This window comes from Streptomyces sp. NBC_01267 (genome assembly GCF_036241575.1).
Classification (GTDB): Bacteria; Actinomycetota; Actinomycetes; order Streptomycetales; family Streptomycetaceae; genus Streptomyces.
The window spans coordinates 1502501-1516779 of the sequence record NZ_CP108455.1 but is presented as its reverse complement, the minus strand read 5'-3'; the positions used below and the strand labels follow the sequence as shown (position 1 = coordinate 1516779).

Here is a 14279-nt window from a genome sequence, read left to right as displayed (position 1 = left end):
GATTGTATGAGCGCCGTTGTGTCATCCGGGGGGACAGCCCCCGGAACCCCCGAGTCCCACAGGATCGCCCTTCTCCGGCATGCGAAGGCCGACTGGCCCGAGGTGTCCGACCACGACAGGCCGCTCGCCGACCGCGGCCGGATGGATGCCTCCGCCGCGGGCCAGTGGCTCGGCTCGCACGACCTCCACATCGATCTGGCCCTCTGCTCGACAGCGGTCAGAACGCGTGAGACCTGGAAGCTGGCCGTGCAGGAGATGCCGAGCCGGCCCAGGACCGTGTACGAGGAGCGGCTGTACGACGCCTCGCTCGGCGAGTTGCTCGCGCTGCTCAACGAGACCCCGGACGACGTGGACGACCTCCTGGTCATCGGCCACAACCCCGGGATGCACGCACTCGCCGACGCCCTGGCGGGCCGCTCCGAGGGCTCCGTGCTGAGCAGGATGAACCGCAGCGGATTCCCGACGGCAGGGGTCGCCCTCATCGAGTTCACCGGACCCTGGAAATCCGTCGAGCACGGCGTGGGCAAACTCGCCGACTTCTGGGCGCCGCACGAGTAGGCCCCCCGGACATGCGTGCGGGCCCCGGTACGCGTACCGGGGCCCCGCGGCTCTACCAGGAGCTAGACCTCGTCGTCGACGAGCCCGTCCGCCGCCTCGACCTCTTCGCGGGTGATGCCGAGCAGATAGAGCACGGTGTCCAGGAAGGGCACGTTCACCGCGGTGTCGGCGGCCTTGCGGACCACCGGCTTGGCATTGAACGCGACGCCGAGTCCGGCCGCGTTGAGCATGTCCAGGTCGTTCGCCCCGTCGCCGATCGCGACCGTCTGGGCGAGCGGTACGCCCGCCTCCGCGGCGAACCGCCGCAGCAGCCGCGCCTTGCCCGCGCGGTCCACGATCTCCCCGACGACCCGGCCGGTGAGCCTGCCGTCGACGATCTCCAGGGTGTTCGCGGAGGCGAAATCGAGGCCGAGACGCTCCTTGAGGTCATCGGTGACCTGGGTGAAACCACCCGAGACGACGCCCACTTGGTAGCCGAGCCGCTTGAGCGTACGGATCAGGGTGCGGGCACCGGGGGTGAGCCGCACCTCGGCCCGTACCTTGTCGACGACCGAGGCGTCGAGCCCCGCCAGCAGCGCCACCCGCGCGTGCAGCGACTGCTCGAAGTCCAGCTCGCCGCGCATCGCACGGGCGGTGACCTCGGCGACCTCCTGCTCGCACCCCGCGTGCGCGGCGAAGAGCTCGATCACCTCGTCCTGGATGACGGTCGAGTCCACGTCCATCACGACGAGCCGCTGTGCCCGGCGGTGCAGACCGGCGGAGATCACGGCCACGTCCACGCCGAGCGCCGATGCCTCGGTGGCCAGCACGGTGCGCAGCGCTTCGGTCTCCACACCGGACACCGCGAATTCCACGGCGGTCACCGGATACTTCGCCAGCCGGAAAATGCGGTCGATGTTGCCGCCGGCGCCGGTGATACCGGCCGCTATGGCAGCGGTCGACTCCGCGGTGAGCGGATTGCCGAGGACGGTCACATGGGAGCGTCCGCTGCCCCGGGGCCGGTTGTCGCCGGTGCCGGAGATGATCTCCGCCTCCAGCTTGAGCGATTCGGCCCAGCTGTGCACGGTCGCCCGCAGCTCTCCCTGGGCAATGCCGTCGGGGCCCGGTGCGGTGATCAGGACGCACAGGACGATGCGGCCCCGCGTGACGACCTGCTCGATGTCGACGACGTCGACGGCGTAGGCGGCGAGGGTGTCGAAGAGCCCGGCGGTGATCCCGGGGCGGTCCTTCCCGAAGATCTTGACGAGAAGAGTGGGGAAATCGGCGGGGACTGGGGGCTGCGATGCGCTCATGGTGATCCCACCGTATAGGGCACTGCGGACCCCCCGGCAGTCCGTCCCGAGGACCGGACGCCCGTACCTCCGGTGGCCCATCGCGGCAATGAACGGCGGAAGGGGGAAATACTGAGTGATTCATGAGAAGGCAGGCGAAAAGGGAGAGGAGTCCGTCCGGTCACGTCCGCAGATGCCCCGGGGAACCCATTGGTACATGGTCGTCACACGGCCCGGGTTCCCGATACGTCACTGCGCCTGAAATAGTTCCCCACGATGTTCGCCATCCCTAGACTCCCTGCAATGGGGGTACCTCGGGGGACAATAAGTGGGGCTGGAGTGCAGGAACTCGTACTGGAATTGAATGGCAGGACCTGGACGCTCGATCCGTCCAGGTCGTACACCCTTGGCCGTGATCCGCAGGGAGACCTGGCGATCGACGACGCGAGGGTCTCGTGGCGGCACGCCACGATCAGCTGGGGGGGCCGTAGTTGGGTCATCGAGGACCACGGCTCCACCAACGGCACGTTCGTGCACGGGCAGCAGGTCCAGCAGGTGGAGATCGGTCCCGGCTCGGAGGTGTACCTCGGCAACGCGACCGACGGTCCGCGGCTGAGCCTCTCCGGCGCGGCGGCCCGGACACCGGAGCCGATGCAGGCGCAGGCCGTTGCCCAGGCACCCGTACAGCCGCAGGCGCCGATGCAGGCGCAGCCGTACGCCCCGGCCCAGTACCAGGGCGGTGACCCCGGCTGGGGCGCCGCTCAGCAACAGGCCCCGGCCCAGCAACAGGCCCCGGCCCAGCAGGGCTGGCAGCCGCAGCAGGCCCAACTGCCCCAGCAGGGCGGCCCGGTGGGCGGGGGCGCGGGGGCCTCGACCCCGTACGGGGACCGCAGCCCGACCACTTTCCACCAGCTGGCTCTCGGCCGGGTGATGCGCATCGGCCGTGCGCTGGAGAACGAACTGGTCGTCTCCGACCTCCAGGTCTCGCGTATCCACGCCGAGTTCGTGGCCACGCCCGACGGCCGCTTCGAGATCCGTGACCTCGGTTCCCACAACGGCACCTACGTCAACGGTCTGCCGATGGCCAAGTCCGGAACGGCCCTGATCGGCCCGAACGACATCGTCGGCGTCGGCCACTCGACCTTCCGCCTCGTCGGCGACCGGCTCGAGGAGTTCGTCGACACCGGTGAGGTCTCCTTCTCCGCCCGCCACCTCACGGTGACGGTCGACGGCGGCAAGGACATCCTCAAGGACGTCTCCTTCGGCGTCCCCGAGAAGTCGCTCGTCGCGGTCATCGGCCCCTCGGGTTCGGGCAAGTCCACCCTGCTCAAGGCGCTCACCGGCTACCGGCCCGCCAACCGGGGCGATGTCCTCTACGACAACCGGAATCTCTACAAGCAGTTCGCCGAGCTGCGCCAGCGCATCGGTCTCGTCCCGCAGGACGACATCCTGCACAAGGAACTCTCGGTCCGTAAGGCCCTGAAGTACGCGGCCAAGCTGCGCTTCCCCGCGGACACCACCGAGGCCGAGCGCGAGTCCCGTATCGACGAGGTGCTGCGCGAGCTGAAGCTGGACATCCACAAGGAGAAGAAGGTCACCTCTCTCTCCGGCGGCCAGCGCAAGCGGGTCTCGGTCGCACTGGAGCTGCTGACCAAACCGTCCCTGATCTTCCTGGACGAGCCGACCTCCGGCCTCGACCCGGGGATGGACCGCGATGTCATGCAGCTGCTGCGCGGCCTCGCCGACGACGGTCGTACGGTGCTCGTCGTCACCCACTCCGTCGCCGAACTCGCCATCTGCGACAAGCTTCTGGTGATGGCACCGGGCGGCGCGGTCGCGTACTTCGGGCCGCCGGAGGAGGCGCTCAACTTCTTCGGCTACTCCAGCTGGGCCGATGTCTTCTCCGCCTTCGAGAACTACCGCGACTACGACTGGGCGGGCCGCTGGCGCGGCTCGCAGCACTACCAGATGTACGCGGCGGACATCGACGCGGTCGCCGTGCAGTCGGTCCAGATGCCGCCCGCCCAGGCGATGAGGGTCCCCAAGCCCCAGGGCTGGGGCTCGCAGCTGGTCACCCTGATGCGCCGCTACGTGTCGGTCATCGTCTCCGACCGCGGATTCATGGCGCTCTCGGTCCTGCTCCCCGCTGTCCTCGGCGCGGTCGGTGCGCTGATCCCCGCGGACTACGGACTCGGCTTCGGCCCGGTCAGAGGACACGGCAGCAACGGCGACGGCGCCGTGATCCTGCTGATCCTGGCGGTGGGCGCCTGTTTCGCGGGCGCGGCCAACTCCGTACGCGAACTGATCAAGGAACGGGTGATCTACGAACGGGAGCGGGCCACCGGCCTGTCGCGTTCCGCCTATCTGATGTCCAAGGTGATCGTGCTCGGTCTGATCACCGTGGTGCAGGGCGCGATCATCGGGGGCATCGGCTTCGGACTGAAGAAGGCGCCCGAGGAGGGGCTGGTCTTCTCCGCCTCCACCCGGATCGAACTCACCCTGCCGATCATGGCTCTCGGCTTCACCTCGATGATGATCGGCCTGATCATTTCCTCGCTGGTGAAGACCTCCGAGAAGACCATGCCGCTGCTGGTGATGTTCGCGATCACCCAGGTCGTCTTCACCGGTTGCCTCTTCACCCTGAACGGCGCCGCCGGGGTCAACCAGCTGTCGTTCCTGATGCCCGCCCGCTGGGCGGTCGCAGCCGCGGGCGCCACCGCGTCACTCAACATCCTGCTGCCCAACAAGAAGAACCTGACCAGCACGGACCCGCTGTGGGACCACACGCTGGGCACCTGGGTGATGGACATGGGCATCCTGATCGCGATGGGCGTGATCTGCGGAATCGTCGTGGCCCGGCTGCTGCGCCGCCACGAGCCGGAGGTCATGCGCAAGTAGTCGCTCACGGAGCAGCGCCGAAGGGCGGCACCCCCGCAAGTGGGGTGCCGCCCTTCGGCGTGTGACCGGTGGCGTGTGTCCGGTGCGCCGGATCAGTAGGCGCTGTTGACGTTGTCGATCGATCCGTACCTCGCGGCAGCGTAGTTCGCGGCGGCGGTGAGGTTGGCGACCGGGTCGTAGATGTTCGTGGAGGTGCCGGTCACGTGGTACGCGGAGAACGTCGGCTGGATGACCTGGAGCAGGCCGATCGACGGGGTGCCGTTCTGCGCGTTGATGTCCCAGTTGTTGATGGCCTGCGGGTTACCGGCGGACTCGCGGATGATGTTGCGGTGCAGACCGTCGTACGAGCCGGGGATGCCCTTGGCCTGCATGATCGACAGCGCCTGGCGGATCCAGCCGTCGAGGGTGTTCGGGTAGCTGGCCGCGTTGACGGTCTTCGCCTTGGCGGCGGCCTTGGCCTTCGCGGCGGCCTCGGCCTTGGCCTTGACGGCGGCCTCGGTCTTCGCCTTCGCCTCGGCCTTCGCCTTGGCGGCAGCCTGGGCCTTCTCCTTGGCGACGGCCTTGGCCACGGCCTGCGCCTTGGCCTTCGAGGCGGCGTCGGCCTTGGCCTTCGCCTCGGCCTTCGCCCTGGCGGCATCTGCCTTGGCCTTGGCCGCGGCGTCCTTGGCGGCCTGCTCGGCGTGCGCCTGCTGCAGTTCGAGGCCGGTCTTCACGGTTGTGGTCTGCGAGGTGAAGGCCGCCGGGGCGGCGTCGATCGACTGGTGGGTCGTCTCGGCGGACGCGTTTCCGGGAACAAGGGTGAACGCGACGGCGGCGGCGCCGACGGCGGCCACACCACCGATCGAGTACTTGTGGGTCTTGGTCAGACGGCTGCGGCGGTGGCGGGAGGACATGTGGGCGTACCTCTTCGAATAGCGGAAGTCGCGAGCGCCTGGGGCGGCGGTACGCCCTGGTGGCGGCGACGGGAGCCATTCTTAGCGGCAGCAAAATCTTGTGGCAAAGGTGTGACGTACGACCCCGCTTAGTGGCGTGGGGTACCGCCGGTAAGGCCGGACATCCACCGATGCCCGGCCCAGGTGGCTCTTGAGGATCAACTAGCCTGCGTCGTAAGTGACGTGCGTCCTGTGCGGGGCGTCACAGCAGGCGGACAGGATTCTCACAGTACGTTGCTCAAGCAATCCGGAGTGTGAGCGTCCTCATCCGGAAGGATGAGGTGGACGTCCCCGAACTCGTGCCAGAGGTAGCGGGCCCGTACTACCTCCGCATAGCTGCGGGTCAGCGCCCCACACCCGTCACGCCTCCTCCAGCAGAGCGGGCGCCGTGTACCGGCCGCTCGCCGGACGCTCTTCGAGCAACCGCAGGAACGCCGGGACCACACTCGACGGAGCAGGTCGCCCCTCCTCCCCGGGCGCGGCTGCCGCGTAGAGATCGGTCTCCATGTCGCCCGGGTCCACCGCCCGGACCCGCAGCCCCGGTTCCTCCGCGGCGAGCACCGCCGACAACTGGTCGAGCGCGGCCTTGGACGCCCCGTACCCGCCCCACGTCCGGTACGCCTCGACGGCCGCGTCCGAACTGACCGAGATCACCGCGCCCGCCCCGGCCGCCCGCAGCAGCGGCAGCGCCTCCTGCACCAGACCCAGAGCCGCCACCACATTGGTCTCCAGCGCCGTCCGCAGCCCGTCCAGCGCCAGCTCGTCCAGCGCGCTTCCGCCCCGTGCGCCGTCCGCGAGCCGCAGCGGACCACGGCACTTCGACCTAGTCCCTGACCTAGTCCCCGCGTCCCGGTCAGGGCCGTCCACAGCCCGATACGGTCCGCCGCGCCCGCCGGTACGGTGAGGCCATGTCCCATCGACCCCGGTCCGGCCTCTCCGCGGTGAGTACCGCACTGCTCGCCATGAGCAGGCATCTGGAGGTCCACGACGTCCTCAAGACGATCGTCGCCTCGGCCCGCGAACTGCTGGACGCCGAGTACGCCGCCCTCGGCGTGCCCGACGACCACGGCGGCTTCGCCCAGTTCGTGGTCGACGGCATCAGCGACGCCCAGTGGAAAGCCATCGGCCCGCTCCCGCGCCAGCACGGCATCCTCGCCGCGATGCTGCACGACGAGAAGGCCCAGCGGCTGGACGACGTACGGCAGGACCCCCGCTTCGGCGGCTGGCCGTCCGCCCACCCGGACATGTCGGACTTCCTCGGGCTGCCCGTCCGGGACGGCGACGAGACGATCGCCGCGCTCTTCCTCGCCAACAAGAGGTGCCCCAGACCCACCGGCCGCTGCGGATTCACCGAGGACGACGAGGAACTTCTGACGATCCTCGCCCAGCACGCCGCGATCGCCCTCACCAACGCCCGCCTCTACGAGCGCAGCCGCGAACTCACCATCGTGGAGGAACGCTCCCGGCTGGCGCACGAGCTGCACGACGCCGTCAGCCAGAAGCTCTTCTCCCTGCGGCTGACGGCCCAGGCCGCGGCCACCCTGGTGGACCGGGACCCGGCCCGCGCCAAGGACGAACTGCAGCAGGTGGCCGCCCTCGCCGCGGAGGCGGCGGACGAACTGCGGGCCGCCGTGGTGGAGCTGCGCCCGGCAGCCCTCGACGAGGACGGTCTGGTCAACACCCTCCGTACGCACATCCAGGTCCTCGACCGTGCCCACGCCCCCCGTGTCACCTTCGGGAGCAGCCAGGTGCGGGCACTGCCCGCAGCCCAGGAAGAGGCGCTGCTGCGGGTGGCCCAGGAGGCGCTGCACAACGCGCTGCGCCACGCGGAGGCGGACCAGGTCGACGTCGTACTGAACCGGCGGGGGCAGGGCGCCGTCCTGCGGATCACCGACAACGGCCGCGGATTCGAGCCCAGGACGGTACGGCAGGCCGGCCGGCACCTCGGTCTCGTCTCGATGCGCGACCGGGCGAGCGGGGTCGGCGGCAGGCTCACGGTGGAATCGGCGCCCGGCGAGGGCACCACGATCGAGATGGAGGTGCCCGGTGGCTGACACCGAGCCCAGGCCGAAGCCGGCCATCAGGGTCCTGCTGGTCGACGACCACCAGGTGGTCCGCCGCGGGCTGCGTACCTTCCTGGAGATCCAGGACGACATCGAGGTCGTGGGTGAGGCGGGGGACGGCGCCGAGGGCGTGGCCCTCGCCGAGGAACTGCGCCCCGACGTCGTGCTGATGGACATCAAGATGCCGGGTACGGACGGCATCGAGGCGCTGCGCAAGCTCCGCGAGCTGGCCAACCCGGCCAGGGTGCTGGTGGTGACGAGCTTCACCGAGCAGCGCACCGTCGTCCCCGCCCTGCGCGCGGGCGCCTCGGGCTACGTCTACAAGGACGTCGATCCGGACGCCCTGGCCGGTGCCATCCGCTCCGTCCACGCGGGGCACGTCCTCCTCCAGCCCGAAGTCGCCGGGGTGCTGCTCTCCCAGGAACCGGGCGGCGGCCAGGGGAGGGGGACGACCCTGACGGAGCGCGAGCGGGAGGTGCTCGGCCTGATCGCCGACGGACGTTCCAACCGGGAGATCGCGCGGGCGCTGGTCCTCTCGGAGAAGACCGTCAAGACGCACGTGTCGAACATCCTGATGAAACTGGACCTCGCCGACCGCACCCAGGCGGCGCTCTGGGCCGTACGGCACGGCGCGGCGGGCTGAAGGGCCGTCGGGTCATCCGGGGCCGGACAGCCCGCGAGGCGGTCCGGCCCCGTCAGGCTGCTCCGGTCCCCGTCACTCCGCCCCGCCTCAGTTACGCCGCTCCCGCTCCTCCACGTACGCGTTGTACGCCGCGACCTGCGCCCGCCTGGCCACCCGCTCCACCGGCCGCAGCGCCGCTCCCCGCGCCGCCATCTCCGACGCGCTCACCGCGCCGCCGGGACCGTGTTCGTACCCCATCTCGACCAGCAGCCCGACCCGCTGCGCCAGCGTGAGCACCCGGACCGCGCGCGCCGGATAGCCCGGAGCCAGTACTTCGCCCGGCCCCCGTTCCGCCCGCGCCCGGTAGGCGTCGATGGCCGCCTCGGCAACCGGCCCCGAACCCGCCACGTCGAGACCCGAGAGCACCTTGGTCGCCTCCCGCAGCGCCTCCGCGAGCTCCCGCTCCGCCTCGCCCAAGGAGGGGACGTCGGCGGGCGGCGCGTCCCGCACGGCCAGACAGTGCCAGAGCACCTCCCGGTGCAGATCGCCCTCGGGCCCCGCCTCGTACACCTCGGGCACCAGCCCGAGCGGCACACCGAAGGCGACGACCGCCTCCTCCGCGTCCAGCGCCCGCGCATTGAATTCCGGCGGGCCGCTGAGCCCCAGCGGATGCCCCGGCGTGGGCATCGCCACCCGGAACCCGGTCGCGCCGAGCCCTCTCAGCCTGCCGAGCGCCAGCGTGAGCCCGACCGGCCCCGCCTCCCCGGGCAGCCCGTCGACCCGGTGCACCGCGTCCTCGCCCACGATGGCGAGTGCGGCGTCATCCGGCGAAACAATTCCGGCCAAAAGGGCATTTCCCCATGCGGCCAGCCGTCCTGAGCGTGGTTCCGTGAACATGCGTCCAGCCTAGGGACCGGCCCGAGGTGCCATGCCCCGTCCGGCCGGATTCCCTGGCCCGGGAGATCGACCGAATAGGCCCTAGGCACGGGGACACTTCTCAGGTGGCGTAAGTTTTCCCTGGGAGCTGCGCCCACAGGCGCACGCGCGAACCGAGACTGCATGGGGAGACAACGCGCTCATGAGCGATGTACTGGAGCTGCTGGACGTATCCGTGGTCCGCGACGGACGTGCTCTGGTGGACGACGTCTCCTGGGCGGTGAAGGAGGGGGAGCGCTGGGTCATCCTCGGTCCCAACGGCGCGGGCAAGACCACTCTCCTCAACATCGCGTCCAGCTACCTCTTCCCGACCAGCGGCACCGCGTCGATCCTCGGTGAGCAGCTCGGCAAGCCGGGCACCGATGTCTTCGAACTCCGCCCGCGCATCGGCATGGCCGGCGCGGCCATGGCGGAGAAGATGCCCAAGCGGCAGACCGTGCTCCAGGTGGTGCTCACCGCCGCCTACGGCATGACGGCCACCTGGAACGAGGACTACGAGGAGGTCGACGAGCAGCGCGCCCGCGCCTTCCTCGACCGCCTCGGCATGACCGAGTTCCTGGACCGCAAGTTCGGCACGCTCTCCGAGGGCGAACGCAAGCGCACCCTGATCGCCCGCGCGATGATGACCGACCCCGAACTGCTCCTCCTCGACGAGCCCGCCGCCGGTCTCGACCTCGGTGGCCGCGAGGACCTCGTACGCCGTCTCGGCCGGCTGGCCCAGGACCCGTACGCCCCCTCGATGGTCATGGTGACGCACCACGTCGAGGAGATCGCGCCCGGCTTCACCCACGTCCTGATGATCCGTCAGGGCAAGGTGCTCGCCGCCGGACCGATGGAGACCGAGCTGACGTCCCGCAACCTCTCCCTCTGCTTCGGGCTGCCGCTCGTCGTCGAACAGCGCGGCAACCGCTGGACGGCGCAGGGCCTTCCGCTCGGCTGACCGGTTCCCGCCCTTCTGCGCCCTGTCCCCGGAAGGGGCTGTCCACCTACCATGACCCCGTGGACATCGAGGCGTGGGTGTGGTGGCTGATCGGGGCAGCCGGGCTGGGAATCCCGTTGGTGATCACCGCCATGCCCGAATTCGGGATGCTGGCCGTCGGGGCGATCGCCGCATCGGGCGTCGCCGGCCTCGGCGGTGACCTGGTCGCGCAGGTACTGGTCTTCGTGATCGTCTCCGTCGCGCTCATCGCCGTCGTACGCCCGATCGCGAACCGGCACCGCTCCCAGCGGCCCGAACTGGCCACCGGGATCGATGCGTTGAAGGGCCGTCAGGCCGTCGTCCTGGAACGGGTCGACGGCAGCGGTGGCCGGATCAAGCTCGCCGGTGAGATCTGGTCGGCCCGGTCGCTCGACACCGACACCAGCTACGAACCAGGTCAGCAGGTGGACGTCGTAGAGATCGACGGAGCAACGGCCGTCGTCCTGTGACAGAACCTCACCCACGGCAGGCCGAGGTCTGCGAAACTCGATCATTGCCAACCGCCGGCTATCGAAGGACACGGGGAGCACGATGCCATCCGTCATCATCGTTCTGATCATTCTGGTGGTGCTGGTCTTCATCGCCCTGATCAAAACGATCCAGGTGATCCCACAGGCCAGCGCTGCCATCGTCGAACGGTTCGGCCGTTACACGCGCACGCTCAACGCCGGACTGAACATCGTCGTCCCGTTCATCGACTCGATCCGCAACCGGATCGACCTCCGCGAACAGGTCGTCCCCTTCCCGCCGCAGCCCGTGATCACCCAGGACAACCTGGTGGTCAACATCGACACCGTCATCTATTACCAGGTGACCGACGCCCGCGCCGCGACCTACGAAGTGGCCAGCTACATCCAGGCGATCGAGCAGCTCACCGTCACCACGCTCCGCAACATCATCGGTGGCATGGACCTGGAGCGGACGCTGACCTCCCGTGAGGAGATCAACGCGGCGCTGCGCGGCGTGCTCGACGAGGCGACCGGCAAGTGGGGCATCCGCGTCAACCGCGTCGAGCTCAAGGCGATCGAGCCGCCCACCTCCATCCAGGACTCGATGGAGAAGCAGATGCGCGCCGACCGTGACAAGCGCGCCGCGATCCTCCAGGCCGAAGGTGTCCGGCAGTCGGAGATCCTGCGGGCCGAAGGTGAGAAGCAGTCGGCGATCCTGCGGGCCGAGGGTGAGGCCAAGGCGTCGGCGCTGCGCGCGGAGGGCGAGGCCCAGGCCATCCGTACGGTCTTCGAGTCCATCCACGCGGGTGACGCGGACCAGAAGCTCCTCGCGTACCAGTACCTCCAGATGCTCCCGAAGATCGCCGAGGGCGACGCCAACAAGCTCTGGATCGTGCCCAGCGAGATCGGCGACGCGCTCAAGGGCCTCAGCGGAGCCTTCGGCAACCTCGGTGACAACGTCCCGGGCTTCAACACCGGCAAGGAGCAGGCGGCTCCGCCTGCTGCCCGCAAGCCCTCGGAGTAGCGAAGAGCCCGTCCCCCGGCCGGGGGACGGGCTCAACTGCTGTACGGCTACTGCCCGTACGGGAGCTCGTCTAGGCGGTCCGCGGAAGCCACTCCGGCAGCGCCCGGCGCTCACCGGCACCGAGAGCGAGCAGCATCGCGTCGGCTGGGGTCGGCACGAACGGCCCGCGCAGCAGCGGCATCCCTGCCTGGTCCGGCGTACGGGCCGCTTTGCGGTGGTTGTCCTCGGCGCAGGAGGCAACCGTATTCAGCCAGGTGTCCTGACCGCCCTGGGCACGCGGCACCACGTGGTCGACGGTGGTGGCCCGCCGACCGCAGTACGCGCACCGGTGCTGGTCCCGGATCAGCACCCCCCGTCTCGACCACGGTGCCTGTCTTCGGAACGGCACCCGTACGTAACGGCAGAGCCTGATCACCCGGGGCACCGGAAGCTCGACAGCCGCCGCTCGCACCCGGAGTCCTGGATGGGCCTGCTCCACGACGGCCTTGTCCTGGAGCACGAGCACCACGGCGCGGTTCAGCGTCACCGTCGACAGCGGCTCGAAGCTCGCGTTCAGTACCAGCGTGTCCCGCATGGTGCCCACCTCCATCAGCGGGCCCGCCCCCTGGCGGGCCGGAATCAACTCTGGCCGGGCACGCCACGATGGACAACGCAATAAAAAAGGCCCTGCCCTGATCTCTCCAAGACCGGGGCAGGGCAAACTAACGGCGGACTTCAGCTCTCCGCGGGACCGGTGTACTCGGCGACGAGCTGCGCACGCGCCAGTGTGTGGAACCGCAGATTGAATCCGACGACCGCGGGGGAGGCGTCGGCGTCGATACCCAGCCGCTCGGTGTCCACCGCGTACACGGTGAAGACGTAACGGTGGTTCTCACCGGCCGGCGGCGCGGCGCCCCCGAACTCCTTCGTCCCGTAGTCGTTGCGCGCCTGGACCGCGCCTGCGGGCAGCCCGTCGAACGCACCACTGCCCGCGCCCGCGGGCAACCCGGTCACCGAGGCCGGGATGTCGAACAGCGACCAGTGCCAGAACCCGCTGCCCGTGGGCGCGTCCGGATCGAAGCAGGTCACGGCGAAGCTCCTGGTCTCCGGCGGGAATCCCTCCCACCGCAGCTGCGGCGAGGTGTTCCCCGCCGCGTACACCTGGGCGTCCTTCAATACCGATCCCGGCGCGATGTCCTCGCTCACCACGGTGAACGAGGGCACCGGCGGGTGAAAATCATGGGGAAGCGGCGGCTTGCTGAGCCCGGTCACAACGGCACCTCCTGCATCGGCTGTCCAGTTCCTTCCCCGACCCTAGAGGCTGCCCCGCACCCCTCGGAGCAGGACCCTAGAGCCAGTTGCGCCTGCCGCCGACATCGGCCAGCCACTGGTGCAGGTACCCGGCCCAGTCCGTCTCCCCGAAATCACGAAGCCCCACCTGGAACGCCCGGTAGGAATCGCCGCGCTCGCCGAAGAGGCCCGGCTTCTTGTCCATCTCCAGGATGACGTCCATCTCCCGGTCGTCCGCGACGAAGGTCAGCTCCACCTGATCCAGCCCGCGGTACTCCTCCGGCGGGCAGAACTCGATCTCCTGGTAGAAGGGGAGTTTCTGCCGGGTGCCCCTGATGTGGCCGCGCTCCAGATCCGCGCTCAGGAACCGGAACCCGAGCCGGCCGAAGGCGTCGAGGATCGCCTGCTGGGCGGGCAGCGGATGCACCTGGATGGGGTCCAGGTCACCGGAGTCCACCGCCCGCGCGATCTCCAGCTCGGTGGTCACACCGAGGTGCATGCCGTCCAGCGGCCGGCCGCCGATGCTGGAAATCGGTGTCTCCCAGGGGATCTCCAGTCCGAACGGCACCACGTGCACCGCTCCCGCCTCCACCTCCAGTTCCCCACCGAGGCGTAGCTGGGTGAACTCGATGTCCTGCTTGACCTCGTGGTCGCCGCCCTCGATCTCCACCCGGCCCTGGATTCCGACGGAGAGGCCCTCCACCCGCTGGGCCACGGATCCGCCGTGGATGCGTATCTCGCCCTGGACCACCCCGCCGGGCACGACGTTCGCCTCGGCCAGCACGGTCTCGACCGAAGCACCACCGGCCCCCATGCTGGCAAGCAGCCTCTTGAACCCCATACCCACTCCTTCTCGAACCTGGGCCCGCGCCTCCGGGCCCGTACCTCTGGGCCCGTACTTCCGGGCCATCCGTACGGGCATACGGCCGACAGTGGGGAACCGTTCCCCACTACGCTCGGACGCCATGATCGTCACCCCGGACCGTAATCCGTTGCCGCGAGACTTCTTCGAGCGCCCGGTACTGGAGGTGGCCCCGGATCTCCTGGGACGCACCCTGGTCCGCCGCACGCCGGACGGGCCCATGGAACTCCGGCTCACCGAGGTGGAGGCGTACGCAGGGGAGGCGGACCCGGGATCGCACGCCTACCGCGGCCGTACTCCCCGCAACGAAGTCATGTTCGGCCCGCCCGGCCATGTGTACGTCTACTTCACGTACGGGATGTGGCACTGCCTCAATCTGGTGTGCGGCCCCGAGGGGACGGCGAGCGGTGTTCTGC

The 14279-nt window shown here is 69.6% G+C and carries 14 protein-coding genes and 1 pseudogene (1 of these 15 cut by a window edge); 8 read left to right on the top strand and 7 right to left on the bottom strand.

Features of this window, described 5'->3' with window-relative positions; all coding sequences use genetic code 11:
- Positions 1 to 6: 6 nt before the first annotated feature.
- Positions 7 to 558: a SixA phosphatase family protein gene (locus tag OG709_RS07015; protein ID WP_329165272.1), complete on the top strand. Its 552-nt coding sequence runs from the start codon at positions 7 to 9 to the stop codon at positions 556 to 558.
- Positions 559 to 620: 62 nt separating this feature from the next.
- Here the strand turns inward: OG709_RS07015 and serB are convergent, their stop codons facing one another.
- Positions 621 to 1850 (bottom strand): phosphoserine phosphatase SerB, encoded by a 1230-nt coding sequence (gene serB, locus OG709_RS07010; RefSeq protein ID WP_250304032.1) that lies wholly within the window; start codon positions 1848 to 1850, stop codon positions 621 to 623.
- A gap of 318 nt (positions 1851 to 2168) precedes the next feature.
- Here serB and OG709_RS07005 point away from each other — a divergent pair, with 318 nt between their 5' ends.
- Positions 2169 to 4727: an FHA domain-containing protein gene (locus OG709_RS07005; RefSeq protein WP_329165270.1), complete on the top strand. Its 2559-nt coding sequence runs from the start codon at positions 2169 to 2171 to the stop codon at positions 4725 to 4727.
- A 92-nt stretch (positions 4728 to 4819) separates the two neighbouring features.
- Here the strand turns inward: OG709_RS07005 and OG709_RS07000 are convergent, their stop codons facing one another.
- Together OG709_RS07000 and OG709_RS06990 are read right to left on the bottom strand one after the other, a co-directional pair.
- Entirely contained in the window at positions 4820 to 5620 is an 801-nt protein-coding gene (locus OG709_RS07000; protein ID WP_329165268.1) for a transglycosylase SLT domain-containing protein, read from the bottom strand.
- 399 nt (positions 5621 to 6019) lie between these two features.
- A pseudogene (locus tag OG709_RS06990) lies at positions 6020 to 6427 on the bottom strand (SDR family NAD(P)-dependent oxidoreductase); the annotation flags it as partial.
- 140 nt (positions 6428 to 6567) lie between these two features.
- Here OG709_RS06990 and OG709_RS06985 point away from each other — a divergent pair.
- Both OG709_RS06985 and OG709_RS06980 read left to right on the top strand, forming a co-directional pair.
- Positions 6568 to 7713: a GAF domain-containing sensor histidine kinase gene (locus tag OG709_RS06985; RefSeq protein ID WP_250304038.1), complete on the top strand. Its 1146-nt coding sequence runs from the start codon at positions 6568 to 6570 to the stop codon at positions 7711 to 7713.
- Positions 7706 to 8365 carry a response regulator gene (locus OG709_RS06980; protein WP_250304039.1) on the top strand — a complete coding sequence of 220 codons (660 nt, stop codon included), beginning with the start codon at positions 7706 to 7708 and terminating at the stop codon, positions 8363 to 8365. The genes OG709_RS06985 and OG709_RS06980 overlap by 8 nt, the downstream gene beginning before the upstream one ends.
- A gap of 87 nt (positions 8366 to 8452) precedes the next feature.
- On the opposite strand, the gene OG709_RS06975 is transcribed toward OG709_RS06980, so the two are convergent.
- A complete protein-coding gene (locus OG709_RS06975; protein WP_250304040.1) occupies positions 8453 to 9241 on the bottom strand; it encodes a hypothetical protein in 789 nt (262 codons plus the stop codon).
- Positions 9242 to 9422: 181 nt separating this feature from the next.
- On the opposite strand from OG709_RS06975, the gene OG709_RS06970 reads away from it, so the two are divergent.
- The 3 genes from OG709_RS06970 to OG709_RS06960 all read left to right on the top strand — a co-directional run bounded on the left by OG709_RS06970 (position 9423) and on the right by OG709_RS06960 (position 11732).
- Positions 9423 to 10220 (top strand): ABC transporter ATP-binding protein, encoded by a 798-nt coding sequence (locus OG709_RS06970; protein ID WP_250304041.1) that lies wholly within the window; start codon positions 9423 to 9425, stop codon positions 10218 to 10220.
- A 59-nt stretch (positions 10221 to 10279) separates the two neighbouring features.
- Positions 10280 to 10708, top strand: coding sequence for an NfeD family protein (locus OG709_RS06965; protein WP_266643785.1), 429 nt, complete (start codon positions 10280 to 10282; stop codon positions 10706 to 10708).
- Positions 10709 to 10790: 82 nt separating this feature from the next.
- Positions 10791 to 11732, top strand: a complete 942-nt coding sequence (locus OG709_RS06960) for an SPFH domain-containing protein (protein ID WP_250304044.1) — start codon at positions 10791 to 10793, stop codon at positions 11730 to 11732.
- Positions 11733 to 11802: 70 nt separating this feature from the next.
- Here OG709_RS06960 and OG709_RS06955 read toward each other — a convergent pair whose 3' ends face one another.
- The 3 genes from OG709_RS06955 to OG709_RS06945 all read right to left on the bottom strand — a co-directional run bounded on the left by OG709_RS06955 (position 11803) and on the right by OG709_RS06945 (position 13842).
- On the bottom strand, positions 11803 to 12306 hold the full coding sequence (locus tag OG709_RS06955; protein ID WP_250304045.1) for an HNH endonuclease: 504 nt from the start codon (positions 12304 to 12306) through the stop codon (positions 11803 to 11805).
- 140 nt (positions 12307 to 12446) lie between these two features.
- A complete protein-coding gene (locus tag OG709_RS06950) occupies positions 12447 to 12983 on the bottom strand; it encodes a YbhB/YbcL family Raf kinase inhibitor-like protein (RefSeq protein WP_250304047.1) in 537 nt (178 codons plus the stop codon).
- 76 nt (positions 12984 to 13059) lie between these two features.
- A complete protein-coding gene (locus OG709_RS06945; protein WP_250304050.1) occupies positions 13060 to 13842 on the bottom strand; it encodes a sporulation protein in 783 nt (260 codons plus the stop codon).
- 124 nt (positions 13843 to 13966) lie between these two features.
- On the opposite strand from OG709_RS06945, the gene OG709_RS06940 reads away from it, so the two are divergent.
- Positions 13967 to 14279 carry the 5' portion of a DNA-3-methyladenine glycosylase gene (locus OG709_RS06940; protein WP_250304051.1) on the top strand. Its footprint extends 329 nt past the window's final position, so only the first 313 of its 642 coding nucleotides appear in the window; its start codon is at positions 13967 to 13969; its stop codon lies off the right edge, out of view.